Here is a 13,283-nt window from a genome sequence, read left to right as displayed (position 1 = left end):
CATCAATACCCGGGTCAAACCCCAACCCATCATTTCCTTTCACTGCTCGACGCCCACTTTGTTAAATCCAATCAAACCCCAACCCACCCTTCCCCACCACGACTGAACGCCGCTGTGTTTAAATCCATCAATCGTATTACTAATTCAAGTAGTATCCAAACCTCCACCCATCCATTCCTGTAACACCTATATATTAAGAAGGGCTGCCTCGACAGGCAGCCCTTTTCCATTGTTTACATCTAAAAAAATATCATTGAATCGATCACGTTCGCTTAATATCCCTTGTTTTGCTCCAGGTGCCCTATCCGCACGTCTTCATCCGGCACCGGCAATAACTCGTGCTTATTGGGTTTATACCCCAAAGGCCCCAATTCCGCTTCCGCCCGGCCCCAGCGCACCAGGTCCAGGTACCGGAACCCCTCGAAAGCCAGTTCCAGCTGCCGCTCCCGAACAATGGCGTCGAACAGCGCATTGCCCGCCGCAGTTACATCTGCCAGCTTGGCGCGCTTCCGCACCTTGTTCAACTCCGTCCGCGAACGCCCCTCGTTCCCCGCCCGGTAATACGCCTCCGCCGCCATGAGCAACACATCCGCATACCGGATCAACCTGGAATTGGTACCATAGTTCAAATCCGGCGTCCCGTCGTCGGGGTTGGTGGTAACGGTCGAAAAGGAACCGTATTTCCGCTGGATGTATCCTTCGAAATCCCACACCGTCGGGTCCGCGAATTTCCCGCCGCCGGCTGTCAGCTCGGCCACCGAAAACATCGTCTGCTTCCTCCGCACCACGTCTCCCGCGGCCACGAATGCGTCGTACAACTTCTTCTTGCCCACATTGAACCCCCATCCACCGTCGAGCGAATCACCGGTCATGCGGGTATAATGTTCTTCGCGGGGGCCCATGAGCTTGATGTGGATATTGCTTTCGATCTCCCGGAACCGGTCCCACGGAAAATTATCCCAGGTATACCGCTTCTGGTCGGTGAACGGCACTTCGAAAACACTTTCGATACCGAACTCGCCCTTTTGGGAGAAAGCCATCGCCACGGAAGGCTCCAGGTCATATTCGCCGGAATTGATCACGTTATTGAACTGCTCCGCCGCCAGCGCCCATTTCTTCTGATAGAGATACACTTTCCCGAGCAGCGACTGCGCCGTCCCCTTCGTCACGCGGAACCTTTCACTCGCCGGCAATCCGCTTCTGACGGAAAGTACAGGGATCGCTTCCTGCAGGTCTTTTTCGATCTGGGCGTACACTTCAGCCCGGGCAATCCGCTTCGTTTGCGTGTATTCGGAAGGCTCGAGGTCTTTGAGCACCAGTGGCACATCGCCCCACAAAGCCGTCAACTCCGAATAATAGTATGCGCGCAACACCTTGCTTTCGGCGATATACCGCTTTTGCAGATCCGATGTGCCGGCCACGCGGTTGATCACCTGGTTGGCCCGGTAAATGCCGAAGTAATTCATCCGCCACACCCATAAAATGCTCTCACCCTGCGCGTCGTGCGTGAAATTGTCCAACGCCTGGTAATGCGGCTGGTCGCCCGGGCCGTTCCCGCCGGCGTTACTTTCGTCCGATGGCAGCGTTTTCAACAGCAGCGGGCTTCCCCATCCCCAGTTGTATTCCGCCTGCAGCATGTCGTACGCTGCAAACGTGGCGGTGCGGGCATCGGCGTCGGTTTTATAATATCCTTCCAGCGGCATCCGGCCGGGAATGTCCTGTTCGAGGAACCCTTTCCCGCAACCCGCTCCCAACAACAGCGCCGCGCCGAGAATGATCGTATTTCGTTTTTGATTTGGTTTCATGACTGGATTGTTTGCAGGTTAAAAGGAGAATGAAAGGCCGAACATGGCTACCCGCGGAATGGGATACACCCCGCGATCGATACCCAGGCTGTTGTTGTCGTTACTGCCCGCCTCGGGGTCGAGCCCCTTGTATTTCGTGAAAGTGAAATAGTTGTCGAGCGAGCAATAAATCCTTGCGTTGCTGATGTGGGCACGTTTCAGGAGCGACTGCGGGAATGTATACCCCACTTGTAACTGACGGATGCGCATGTACGAACCGTCCATCACCATATAATCGCTGTTATAGGCAAAAGTGCTGGCGGTGTTGGCGCCAAACCACCGGGCATTCGCGTTCTGGGCCGTCCAGCGGTCTTCCCACAGGAAAAGCGGGCGGTTGCCGGTAGGCCGGTCGGTACGGTTAAAACCCATCAGCACATCGTTCCCGGATTGCCCCTGCACGAGCACCAGGAAATCGATGCCTTTATAATTGAGGCTCACGCGGCCGCCGTACACGAAATCGGGGTGCGGACTACCAATGAAATCATAATCGCCCACGGAAATCGATTTGTCGCCGTTCACGTCTACCGGCCGCGGATCGCCGGGGCGGATCACTTCGTCGGTAGCATATTGCGCTTTCCAGGCGTCAATCTCGCGCTGGGTCTGGAAAATGCCGTCGGTTTTGTATCCGCGGAAGTACCAGATGGGCATGCCTTTTTCGAACCAGGAAGCCGTCCAGCCCGTGCCCACGGTAGTTCCGGGGATGCGGTCGGTAAATTCGTTGAGGCGCAGCACTTCATTGTCGATCGTGGTCAGGTTGGCGGCGATCTCGAATTTGAGCGCGTTTTTATTGTCGTTGCGATAGGCGACTTCGAATTCCCATCCACGGTTCCTGACGTCGCCGCCATTCACAATGTGGAGCACGTTGCCGAGGAAGTTGGGGACTTTGCCGGGCGTGAGCAGCCCTTTCGTCACTTTGCGGTAATAGTCGACCACGAAGCTGAGGCGACTGTCCAGCAAACCGAAGTCGGCGCCGAAATCGAGCTGCTCGCTGGCTTCCCATTTGAGGAACGGGTTCTCCAGGCCTGCGGGCTCTGCGCCTACATGGAATACACCGTCCACATCCGGATAGGCGATGCCCTGGGTGGTGATGAGCGCGTTCCAGTCGCCGATGCCGATGTTGGCGATGCTACCGTTCTGGCCCCAGCTGGCGCGAAGTTTCATGTAATTGAGCACATTACTTTTCGGGAAGAAATCTTCGTTGGAAGCCACCCATCCCGCAGAAACCGACGGGAACGTGCCCCAGGTATTGGCCGGCGGCAGCAGCGAAGATCCGTCGCGGCGGATGGTAGCGTTGAAGAGATATTTGCTTTTGTAATCGTATTGCAGCCGGCCGTAGTAAGACACCAGCGATGTGCTCGTCTGGATACCGGCGATACGGTCTTGCCCGTCAGGGATATAATCGGGATAACTGAACAGCGGATCTTCGCGGAACATACCGGAAGCCGTGCCGTTCAACCGGTCGTAATTCCGGCGGAGGGCGCTCATACCGGCCATGATCGTCAGGTCGTGCTTACCGAAAGCGCGGTTGTAGGTGGCGAAGTTTTCCCACTGCCAATTGTACCAGTTCTGATTGTTATCGACGGTACCGGGCGTGGTATTGAGGCGGTTGGCGTTCCACCAGAAAGTGGGCGTCCAGGCGTGCTGGCGCTGGAAAGCCGCATCCAGCCCGAACCTTGAAGTAATTTTCAGTCCTTTCACCGGTGCCAGTTCCCCGTAAATATTGCCCACTACTTTATGCTGCGTGGTGGTGTTATGGGTAACATCGATGAGCGCCACCGGGTTGCCGGCTTCGCCGAACACGTAGTCAGACACGCCGTAGTAGCGGCCGCGGGGGTCTTTGACAAGCGTGTACCCTTCGTCCAGCGCCTGTTGGGCACGCGGCGAAATTTGCCCGTCGTACGCCACGGGAAACAGCGGGTCGAGCAAAATGGAATTATTAATAACGGAACCGAATTCGGAATCTTCCGTCACCCCGTTCCTTTTATGATAGGCGTAAGACAGCCGGTTGCCGATCGTCAGCCAGGGCTTGATCTGGTGATCGGAGTTGAGGCGGACGGTATACCGGTCGAAGCGGGCTTTGGCGCCGCCGATGGGGCCGTCTTGCCGGTACATGGTGCCGCCGAGGAGGTACGACGATTTTTCGCTGCCGCCGCTGAAGTTGAGCGTGTACCGCTGCATGGGCGCGTTCTGGCTGATCTCGTCAAACCAGTCCGTCCCTTTTTTGCCTTTCCAATCGGCCGGGTTGGGAATATCGCCGGGCGTTTCCGCGTCTGTGAGGTATTGGCTGTACTGCTCGGCGTTCATCATGGGCATGTTGTTCTTGAGCGACTGCCGGCCGTATTGCATACTGAAATCGATACGGGGCGGCATATCTTTCCTGCCGGTTTTGGTGGTGATGATCACCACGCCGTTGGCGCCTTCGGCACCGTAAATCGCGGCCGAAGCGGCATCTTTCAGCACTTCGATGGAAGCGATCTCGGAGGGATCCAGGTATTCCATGCCGCCGGCGCGCATCCCGTCGATGATGTACAGCGGCTCGGAGGAACCGTTGGAGCCCGTACCGCGGATGCGGACGCGCATCCCGCTACCCGGAGAACCGGACACGGGCAGTACGGTAACGCCCGAAGTCCGCCCCTGCAGCGCCTGTTCCACCCGTGTAGCCGACACCGTAGCGATGTCTGCCGCTTTGATGGAAGAGATAGCGCCGGTCACAAGGCTTTTGCGTTGCGAACCATAACCTACCACCACGATCTCGTTGAGGGCGCGGTTGCTCACGTCGAGCGTGAGGTCGAAGTTGCGGCTGTTGCCGACGGTGATTTCCTTGCTTTCGTAACCGAGGAGGGTGACGTGGAGCACATTGCCGGGCGTAACATCCAGGGCAAAGCGCCCATCGCCGTCGGTAGTGGCGCCGCGAGTTTCGCCTTTCACCTGGATGGATACGCCGGGCAGCGGCGATCCGTTTTCCCCGTCGCTGATCTTACCCTGGATGCGTACCCTGCGCACGGTGTCGGTCACGGTCCCCGCGAAACCCGCCGTACTGGCGCCGTTCACCCGCATGATCGGTTGTGAGGCGGGCCCGGAATTGGCGGGTTGCGGGTGGATGGGCGTTTCCATCTTCGGGCGGGGGGATTTCTCGCCCAGGGGCACGATGGCCCAGGTATTGGGCTGGACAGACTGCGCCTGCAAACCATGTGGATGCAACAATGCCCGGAGCATTTCTTCCACATCGTCGAAATCGGAAGGTTTGAAATTTACTTTGACTTTGGGCAGTTTACGGGATTCGTACAGCAGGTCTACTTTGTATGTTTTGTGGATCTCCTTCAGCAGCTGTTCGAGCGTTTTCTGCTGCCTGGAAGCATTGCCTCCCGGCCGCACATGATGCGGAGCGCCGCTGTTCGCAGCCAGGTCCTGCCCGCCGGCAAACGCCAGGGTGGAACCGGCCGCGAAGGCAGCTGCCAGCAAAGTGGTCCGCAACAAATTGTTCGCTTGCATATCGTTGGAATTTTAAAATGGGTGAAACAATTTTGGTTGACAGTAATTTCCCATCCGGCCTGCGCATGGCAAACCGTTACTTCTGCAGAAGCTGTTACGTTTACTGATATCTTAAAAAACTAGTCTTTGGTTGAAATACTGATCTTATGATTCGCGTGCTCGATGGATAGATTCATGGTGAGCGCCAGGGCATTAGACAATTGTTCGATATTCCGGGCATACAGGTCGCCGCTGATGGTACGCTTCGCCGCTGCGGGACTGAGCGTTACTTCATAGCCATATTTGGTGCGGATGATAGCGGCGATCTCCTGCATGGATGTATTTTCGAAATGATAGCGGTGGTTGCGCCAGTCTGCGATCTGGTCGGTATTCACGGCTTCCCGGAGGCGGGATTTTTCGTGGTCGACCTGCACTTCGTCTCCGGGTTTCATCATGATCACTTTGGGGCCTTCGCTGATGTCGGATTTGGCGGTGAGCTGTACCTTCCCTTCTTTGAGCGATACGGTGGTGCGGGCTTCCAGCATATTTACGTTGAACTTGGTGCCGAGCACTTCCACGTCGATCTCCGGGGTGTGGACGATAAACCGGGCATCGGCGGCGCCGGGATGTTTGGTGATCTCGAAATACGCTTCCCCGTCGAGCCACACGCTGCGGCTTTCGGCGCTTTTCCATTCGGCGGGTATGCGGAGGGTGGAATTGGCGTTGAGGAAAACGGTGGAACTGTCGGGCAGCATCACCTGTTTCATTTCGCCGTATTGGGTGTGATATTCGCGCATATTGTCGAATAGCAGGTTACAATAGAGCATATATCCTCCCCAGGCGATGGCCGGCACGAGCACTGCGGCTGCCAGGAGGCGAAGCGTGCGGCGGGGCTTGTGATGCGGTCTTTTTCCAGTTCGGGAGCGATCCGTTCCCAACTGCGGCCGACCTGCGACGCGGGCACCTCCCGCCGGCGGAACCGGAACGGGGCTTTATCTGGGTCTTGCGGTAAGGAAGGATCTTCCATAACGTGTTTTATAGAAAGACACGAAAATGCGCCGGGGATACTCCTTTTTTGGGAAATATTTTTAAAAAATCTGCCAAACCAGCCACCACAGCGGCAATTGGCCCATCCATTTCCGGAGTTGCGCAATGGCTTTGTGGACGAGGTTCACGACCGATTGGTAATTTACCTTCATGATGGCCGCGATCTCGTCGTACGAAAGGGATTCGTAGAATCGCAGGTAAAGGGCTTCCTTCTGGCGGCGGGGCAGCTGATTGAGGTATTGCGCGATGGTGTTGCGCCGGGCGGCGGCAGATTCTTCGGATATAATAATGTCTTCGGGAGAAAATTCGATGTCGGGGTCGGGAGCGGTGAGGACTTGCAGGGTTTTGAGGCTGCGCAGCTGGTTGAGGCAATGGCGGCGCAGGGAGGCGAAGAAAAACGCGCGAAGATTGCGGGTGGGGCCGATGGTGGACTTTTTGGCCCAGATGCGGATGAAAACTTCCTGCACGGCGTCTTCGGCCAGGTCCCCGTCGCCGAGGATGGCCAGTCCATACCGGAACAGCAGGGGATAGAGCCGGGCATGCACCTGCGCATATGCCGCGGCGTCGCCGAGTAGAACGGCGTCCCAGTGCGAGTTCAGTTCTTCGTCGTGGTCATAGGTATCCGACATGCGCAAAATTGGATACTTTCGGTTAATTAAATGGTAATTTCCCTAAAATAGCATTTCCGTCCGAAACGCCCTTTAAATTAACATACCGATGTTCAGCTTGCAAATTTATCCCGCGGTCCTGCTCGTTTCCCTGGAAACGCTCCTGTTTTTCTGGCCACTCGCGGCTTTCGGCCTGGCGACGCTCCTCTTCTTCCTGTTCCGGAAACGGCTGAAAGGCAATGGCAACAGCGATTACACGTCATCCTCCCCCTGGAGCTATTCCGATTCCGCCACGGGCGATAACAATTCCGCATCCGATTCCTTCGGCGGTTATGGCGGTGGCGATGGTGGTGGTGGCGGCGCCAGCGGCGACTGGGGGGATAGTGGCGGAGATAGCGGCGGAGATAGCGGTGGCGACGGTGGAGGAGATGGCGGCGGTGGCGATTGAGGTTGGATGAAAAAGAAAAAGCAGCGCCGTGGCACTGCTTTCCCCTATCATGAATTTCGCCTTATGCGGCAGCCGCTTCCTGCGGCGACCGGGCTTTCGATTTCCCTGTTTTCTTTTGTTTGCGCAAACGATTGATCCACATGATGATGCCGGTGATGGGGAAGGTGACGCCCAACAGGCAAACGATGAGCCCGATGATTTTGGACGGCGTGCCCCAGATGGAAGCGATATGCACCGGTTTGAAGGTGCTGCGTACCCGCTGTCCCAGGTTTCTGTCCCCGAAAGCCTGCAACTGCAAAACCTCTCCTGAATACTGGTCGATGAACAGGTTATCCGATGCGGATTCGTGCGCCGATCGTGGTGTGATCATGCTGACGCTGTACGCGGCGGCGGAGTCTTTCGGTTTGGCGATGTTGTAGAAATGCGCATCCGGCACAGTGGTTTTGGCCTTTTGATACACCACATCGAAGGCAACGGGCTTCGCTTCCGCAACATAGTTCGATACGGGCGGGGGCGTGCCTTTGGGTGAAGAGTTCGTCACTTTATAGATCCCGTCGTTGAACCATTCGAACGACCAGGCCAGCCCCGTAAATGCAAAAATGAACAGGAAGATGGCCGCGTAGAAGCCCAGAACGATGTGCAGATCATGGTTCAGGCGCTTCCAGCCCGCGTCCCACTTCACTTTCAGCCGCTGCTTGAGAATATTCCGCGTTTTGGGCCACCACAGGATGATCCCCGTCAGAATAATGAACAGGAAAACCAGGGTGCAAACGCCCACGATCATCTTGCCCACGGCGCCGCCCAGCATCCAGCGGTGCAGCGCGAACATGGTATAGAAAAACGTATCCTGGTACACGTATACTTCGATCACTTCGCCGGTGTACGGGTTCATGAAAGCTTTCTTTCCACCGCCTCCGCCACCACCCGGCCGACCGGCCGCTGGTTTGGCGTCTTTCTTCTTTTCGCCGGCGCCTTCTTTCTTTTCGCCTTTCTTTTCAGCCGGCGAGAAAGTCAGTTCCACGCTCCGCGCAGGATCGTTGTAAATCCTGAATGCGCTCACTTTCGCGCCAGGCACCTTTTCGTTCAGGTTGCTGACCAGCTGGGCCAGTGGTAGTCTTTCGCCCTGAGGGTCAACGTAATATCTTTCTTTTGAAAAAGTATGATTGAGCTCTTCTTCGAAAACGAGCACGGCCCCGGTAAAACAGGTGACCATGATGACGAGGCCCGCGGCCAGGCTGAGGTAAAGGTGGATATTCCGGAAAAAAATCTTCATAAAATGTGCTTCTTTATCAGTGCCGGCATGCCGGATTCCCGCAAAGGACGGGAATCGTAGCGGGAAAGGTTTTTCAAATCGGGAATTTTTCGGGAAATAAAAAAGGCACAAGCAGAAGCTTGCGCCCGTTATATTAGCAGCATATTCCTATAAGGCGTTTTTATAATGTAAATGCAGTTGCATAACAATCCCTTCCACATATTGCGGTCGGAAAGGGGCATCCGCGATGTAACTGAAAGATTCTCAGGTTCCGGAGTCAGTACATGGGGTTGTGCATTGCATCGTTTCTCGTAATGGCAAAGGTAAACAGCTTAACAATAACCTCCGCCACATAAACATGTGAAATGGCGGTTTCGGCAGACGGAACGTACAAATCATAGTATAAAGCGGTTATTTTTGCTTGATTTTCCCCCAAACTATGCGAACGCCCCATCATATTCGCCTCCTGCCGGCCACCGTTCCGGCTATTTTGCTCCAGTTGCCGGCGCATGCGCACCAGCCTGCTCCCGTTGCTGCCGCCTTGCCCGGCGGATGGTTTTACGCCGCCCTTGCACTGGCGCTCGCGGCCGTGGTGTACGCCATCCACCGCCTGCGCGTCAATCACATCCTGGCTACCGAAAAAGTGAGGAGCCGCATCGCCCGTGACCTGCACGACGATATGGGCAGTACCCTCACCTCCATCAACATCATGAGCGCCATGGCCCAGAAGAGCGCCGGCCGTGGGGAACTGGAGAAAACGCGGGACTTCCTCGCCAAGATCGGCGACAGCACCACCCGCATGATGGAAAGCATGGACGACATCGTCTGGAGCATCAATCCGCATAACGACAGCACGCCGCGCGTCATCGCCCGGATGCGGGAATTCACCACCGGCGTGCTGGAAGCCCGGGGGATCGGGTTTTCCTTCCACATCGACGAAAAGATTTACAACCGGAAGCTCCGGCTGGAAAACCGGCACGACTTCTTCATGATCTACAAGGAATCCATCACCAACATCGCCAAATACGCGCAATGCACCTTCGCCGACGTCCGCATCCAGCTCCGGAAAGGCCAGCTGGTACTGCGGGTGCAGGATAACGGCGTGGGGTTCGATGTGAAGGAAGCCGGAGACGGGGACGGGCTCATGAACATGCAGCGCCGCGCCTACCGGATGAACGGGCAGTTCAGCATCCAAAGCCAGATGGGCAAAGGCACCGTGGTGACGCTCATGTTCCCTACCACATAAGCATGTGATTGGCGCTTAACCCGCCGATCGTTACCTTTACTTCAGTTATCAACTACCCAAACCCTGGATATGATCCGAATCGTGTTATACGAGGATAACACCAAATTGCGAGAGAACCTGACATTACTGATCGACGGAGCACAAAATTTTGTAGTATGCGGCGCATTCCGTAATTGCGACAACATCCTGCAGCAGATGGACGATCTGCTCCCTGACGTACTGTTAATGGACATCGACATGCCCGGCGTCAACGGCATCGAAGGCCTGCGCATCGTCCGCTCCCGTTTCCCCCAAATGCCCATCCTCATGCTTACCGTGTTCGACGACAACCAGCACGTATTCGAGGCCATCAAAGCAGGCGCAGACGGGTATCTCCTGAAAAAGACCCCGCCAGACAAGCTCCTCGAATATATCCAGGACGTGTACGACGGCGGCGCGCCCATGACGTCGAGCATCGCGCGGCAGGTGCTGCACCTGTTTGCCCGCCAGCCTTCCGACCGCAACGAGATGTACAACCTTTCCGAGCGGGAAAAGGAAGTGCTCCAGCTGCTCGTAAACGGGTACAGTTACAAAATGATCGCGTCGGAAATTTTCATTTCGATCGACACCGTGCGTTCCCATATCAAGAAAATCTATGAAAAACTGCATGTAAACTCCAAGTCGGAGGCCGTAGCCAAGGCTTTCCGCGACAAACTCGTGTAATCCACATATCGCCAACATGTCATGACGCCCGAATCACATCCTTATGTGGTTGCGGGAAGGGGAATCGTTTTTCAATTTTGCATCGTGAAAGCTGAAAACGGAAATTAACCAGCGCCATTTAACCCCATCATGACAACATATTTCAAATACACTGTGCTTGCGGCAGCCATGATTTTCGCCGCAGCGGCGTGCCGGAAAGACCGGCCCCAACGCGGGCAGCACACGCCTGCCCACCTGCTCATGCGCACCACCGAAGGTGCCAATAAAGTAAACCGGTACGAGTATACGCAGAACGGCCAGCTCAGCAAGCAGGTGTATTTCGCCGGATTTACCACCGCCGATTCGGCATACATGACGTTCAGTTATAAAGACGGGATGCCGGAAAAAATGTCGGTCGGCGGGGAAGAAACGCGTTATTTCTATGCCAACGGCCGCCTGGCGAAGATGGAAGTGCATACGGTGGCGGACGGGATGCAGTATTACTGGGAGTACCAGTACGAAAGCGGCCGGCTGGTACAGGAAACGGGATTCGAAAAGGTGAACGGGGGATGGAAGGCCAATGCCCGGCGCGTGCTGACGTACGATGCGCAGGGGAACCTGGCGAAAAGGGAATTCTTTTCCGACGATAACCATAGCGGCACTTTCCATAAAGTCCATTATGTGGAATACACCGGTTACCTCGATCATCCGGACCCTGTAGAACAGCTGGCGGTAAAGCGGCAGGTGCCAGGTACGCAGACAGCACCCCGTTTGTGTACGAAAGAGCATTGGTACGATGGGCAAGGCTTCGAAGAATGGACGACGGAGTACAGTTACCGGTTCAACGAAGCGGGTTACCCGGTGGAAAAAGCCGTGCTGTCCAAAAACCCGGACGGCCATGTAATCAACAGAACAACAATTACATACGCTTATAACAGGTGAACGCCTGAACGAATTCCCCCCTCAAACATTCATTGTTCCCCCAAGGGCACACGTACCGTGTGCCCTTTTACCTTTCAACACTTTTGGCCGGAAATTTGTTAGCATAGCAACAAAAACATCCCAACAATGACAAAGCAATTGACCCGCCTTTTCACGGTTTTAGGAGCGGCCACGCTGCTGTTCAGCGCCTGTGCGTCGCAAAAAGGCACAACGGTAACCGCTGGCGGCTTGCGCAAGGCGGCCACCGGCAGCTGGTCCCTCAACAGCATCACCTATGAAGGCCTTCCTTCCGATGCGAAAATTTCCTCCGTATTTTCCAATATCCCGCCCGATTGCCTGAAGGGCAGCAGGTGGGTGTTGCCTTCCAACAGTAAGGGCTCATATACCGTAAACAGTTCCGCCACCGGCTGTGCGCCGGGCACGCAGAACATCGTTTGGAGCACCATCAACCAGGGTGGTTCCATTATGTTGCAGTTCAAGGAAGTAATGACCGGCGAGAAGGCGAAAAACGTGCTTGACGGTTATCGGGTGGAGCTTGCGCAGGCAGACGGGAGCAGCATGGTATGGCGGGCGCCGGTAACACATGACGGAAAAACAGCTTATATAGTTTATTCATTCAGCAGGCAGTAATTGCCTGACTGCGATAGGAATAACCGGAAAAAGCGGGGCAAAATTTGCTCCGCTTTTTCGTTTTTAGTTATTGTATCTTTGCCCTTCGTTTCAAATTCATATGAAAGCATTTAACTTATTTATTAAATACCGCTTGCCGCTTGGACTGGTACTTCTCGTTGGCGGTATTGCCCTCGGCCTTGGCGTGGGCTGGTGGGAAGCTACGATCGTGCTCGTGCTGGCCCTGGTTTGCATTGTGACCCATTTTCTCTTTGGCCCCATGCGGCTTGTACAGGAAGCTGTGGAAATGGGGGACGTAGACGGCGCCATGCGATATATGAACATGGTGAAATTCCCGAAACTGCTCATCAAGCCCATCCGTTCCGTATACTACTTCATGCAGAGCAACCTGGCCATGCAAAACCAGGACCTCGACAAAGCCGAAGCTGCCGTAAAGGCCAGTATCAAAACCGGTAGCCCGATGAAGGAATACGAAGGGATGCAGTTCTTCCAGCTGGGCACTATCGCCTATCAGAAAAACGATATCAAATCAGCCGATGCGAACCTGAAGAAAGCCGTGCGCCTTGGTCTCCCCGATAAAGAGAATACGGCCGGCGCCCTGCTGATGCTCTGCTCAATCGCCATGAGCCGCCGCGATTTCAAAACCGCGAAAGATTTCTTCCGCCGTGCGAAAGCGCAAAAACCCACGACCGAACAGATCGTGAGCCAGATCAAGGAAATGGATAAATACATCAGCCGCATGCCTGGTTGATCAGCTTATATTATTATGGAAAAAGCCAGACCTGGACGGTCTGGCTTTTTTTGTACATGGAAGTATCAGTAAACTAATGATGTAACCGGCAGATAGTAATGTATTCTACCATATTAAGTTTTTATTAACCCCTTATCGATACCAGACTTAATTAGTAATGCTGTTAATAAAACGAAATTGATGATGAAGTACCATGGAACAATTCTGCGCCACTTTTTCAATTGCTCTTCCGTGAATTCCTCCTCTTCAAGTCGGCTTTTTCTAAAGATGATTGATATCATACCCATTATACCCAGGAAATATACGGTTGCCATGACTCGCTGTAATAACTTGTTTTTGATTGGCTCCCAGAAGATCAGTAGT

General features: G+C 54.9%; 11 protein-coding genes. 6 read left to right on the top strand and 5 right to left on the bottom strand.

All coding sequences use genetic code 11. The annotated features are described in order from the left end of the window. Positions 1 to 272: 272 nt before the first annotated feature. The 4 genes from WJU22_RS07135 to WJU22_RS07120 form a co-directional block, all read right to left on the bottom strand. Complete coding sequence (locus tag WJU22_RS07135; protein WP_341842556.1) at positions 273 to 1,805, bottom strand: RagB/SusD family nutrient uptake outer membrane protein; 1,533 nt, start codon at positions 1,803 to 1,805, stop codon at positions 273 to 275. Between the two features lie 18 nt (positions 1,806 to 1,823). Further along, the gene (locus WJU22_RS07130) at positions 1,824 to 5,336 is read right to left on the bottom strand and encodes a TonB-dependent receptor (protein WP_341842555.1); all 3,513 of its coding nucleotides are present in this window, start codon (positions 5,334 to 5,336) and stop codon (positions 1,824 to 1,826) included. Between the two features lie 119 nt (positions 5,337 to 5,455). Further along, complete coding sequence (locus WJU22_RS07125) at positions 5,456 to 6,253, bottom strand: FecR family protein (RefSeq protein WP_341842554.1); 798 nt, start codon at positions 6,251 to 6,253, stop codon at positions 5,456 to 5,458. A 150-nt stretch (positions 6,254 to 6,403) separates the two neighbouring features. Further along, on the bottom strand, positions 6,404 to 6,991 hold the full coding sequence (locus WJU22_RS07120; protein ID WP_341842553.1) for a sigma-70 family RNA polymerase sigma factor: 588 nt from the start codon (positions 6,989 to 6,991) through the stop codon (positions 6,404 to 6,406). A gap of 88 nt (positions 6,992 to 7,079) precedes the next feature. On the opposite strand from WJU22_RS07120, the gene WJU22_RS07115 reads away from it, so the two are divergent. Next, positions 7,080 to 7,418, top strand: a complete 339-nt coding sequence (locus WJU22_RS07115; RefSeq protein ID WP_341842552.1) for a hypothetical protein — start codon at positions 7,080 to 7,082, stop codon at positions 7,416 to 7,418. A gap of 61 nt (positions 7,419 to 7,479) precedes the next feature. Here the strand turns inward: WJU22_RS07115 and WJU22_RS07110 are convergent, their stop codons facing one another. Further along, a complete protein-coding gene (locus WJU22_RS07110) occupies positions 7,480 to 8,691 on the bottom strand; it encodes a PepSY-associated TM helix domain-containing protein (protein WP_341842551.1) in 1,212 nt (403 codons plus the stop codon). Positions 8,692 to 9,109: 418 nt separating this feature from the next. Between WJU22_RS07110 and WJU22_RS07105 the strand changes: the two genes are divergently transcribed. From WJU22_RS07105 to WJU22_RS07085, 5 genes are all read left to right on the top strand, one after another. Continuing rightward, positions 9,110 to 9,916, top strand: a complete 807-nt coding sequence (locus tag WJU22_RS07105; RefSeq protein WP_341842550.1) for a sensor histidine kinase — start codon at positions 9,110 to 9,112, stop codon at positions 9,914 to 9,916. 69 nt (positions 9,917 to 9,985) lie between these two features. Continuing rightward, the gene (locus tag WJU22_RS07100) at positions 9,986 to 10,618 is read left to right on the top strand and encodes a response regulator transcription factor (RefSeq protein WP_341842549.1); all 633 of its coding nucleotides are present in this window, start codon (positions 9,986 to 9,988) and stop codon (positions 10,616 to 10,618) included. 129 nt (positions 10,619 to 10,747) lie between these two features. Continuing rightward, entirely contained in the window at positions 10,748 to 11,539 is a 792-nt protein-coding gene (locus WJU22_RS07095; protein WP_341842548.1) for a hypothetical protein, read from the top strand. A gap of 126 nt (positions 11,540 to 11,665) precedes the next feature. Beyond that, the gene (locus WJU22_RS07090) at positions 11,666 to 12,169 is read left to right on the top strand and encodes a hypothetical protein (RefSeq protein WP_341842547.1); all 504 of its coding nucleotides are present in this window, start codon (positions 11,666 to 11,668) and stop codon (positions 12,167 to 12,169) included. Between the two features lie 100 nt (positions 12,170 to 12,269). Next, a complete protein-coding gene (locus WJU22_RS07085; protein WP_126245672.1) occupies positions 12,270 to 12,920 on the top strand; it encodes a tetratricopeptide repeat protein in 651 nt (216 codons plus the stop codon). Positions 12,921 to 13,283 lie beyond the last annotated feature (363 nt).

It is taken from the genome of Chitinophaga caseinilytica, assembly GCF_038396765.1.
In the GTDB taxonomy this organism is placed as follows: domain Bacteria; phylum Bacteroidota; class Bacteroidia; order Chitinophagales; family Chitinophagaceae; genus Chitinophaga; species Chitinophaga caseinilytica.
The sequence above is the reverse complement of the archived record's forward strand: the minus strand, read 5'-3'. Positions and strand labels throughout refer to the sequence as shown.

Bases quoted from the DNA above. Each gene is read 5' to 3' on its own strand.
- WJU22_RS07110 (WP_341842551.1), bottom strand. From the start codon at position 8,691: ATGAAGATTTTTTTCCGGAATATCCACCTTTACCTCAGCCTGGCCGCG.
- WJU22_RS07095 (WP_341842548.1), top strand. From the start codon at position 10,748: ATGACAACATATTTCAAATACACTGTGCTTGCGGCAGCCATGATTTTC.
- WJU22_RS07120 (WP_341842553.1), bottom strand. From the start codon at position 6,991: ATGTCGGATACCTATGACCACGACGAAGAACTGAACTCGCACTGGGAC.
- WJU22_RS07090 (WP_341842547.1), top strand. From the start codon at position 11,666: ATGACAAAGCAATTGACCCGCCTTTTCACGGTTTTAGGAGCGGCCACG.
- WJU22_RS07135 (WP_341842556.1), bottom strand. From the start codon at position 1,805: ATGAAACCAAATCAAAAACGAAATACGATCATTCTCGGCGCGGCGCTG.
- WJU22_RS07130 (WP_341842555.1), bottom strand. From the start codon at position 5,336: ATGCAAGCGAACAATTTGTTGCGGACCACTTTGCTGGCAGCTGCCTTC.
- WJU22_RS07105 (WP_341842550.1), top strand. From the start codon at position 9,110: ATGCGAACGCCCCATCATATTCGCCTCCTGCCGGCCACCGTTCCGGCT.
- WJU22_RS07115 (WP_341842552.1), top strand. From the start codon at position 7,080: ATGTTCAGCTTGCAAATTTATCCCGCGGTCCTGCTCGTTTCCCTGGAA.
- WJU22_RS07085 (WP_126245672.1), top strand. From the start codon at position 12,270: ATGAAAGCATTTAACTTATTTATTAAATACCGCTTGCCGCTTGGACTG.
- WJU22_RS07100 (WP_341842549.1), top strand. From the start codon at position 9,986: ATGATCCGAATCGTGTTATACGAGGATAACACCAAATTGCGAGAGAAC.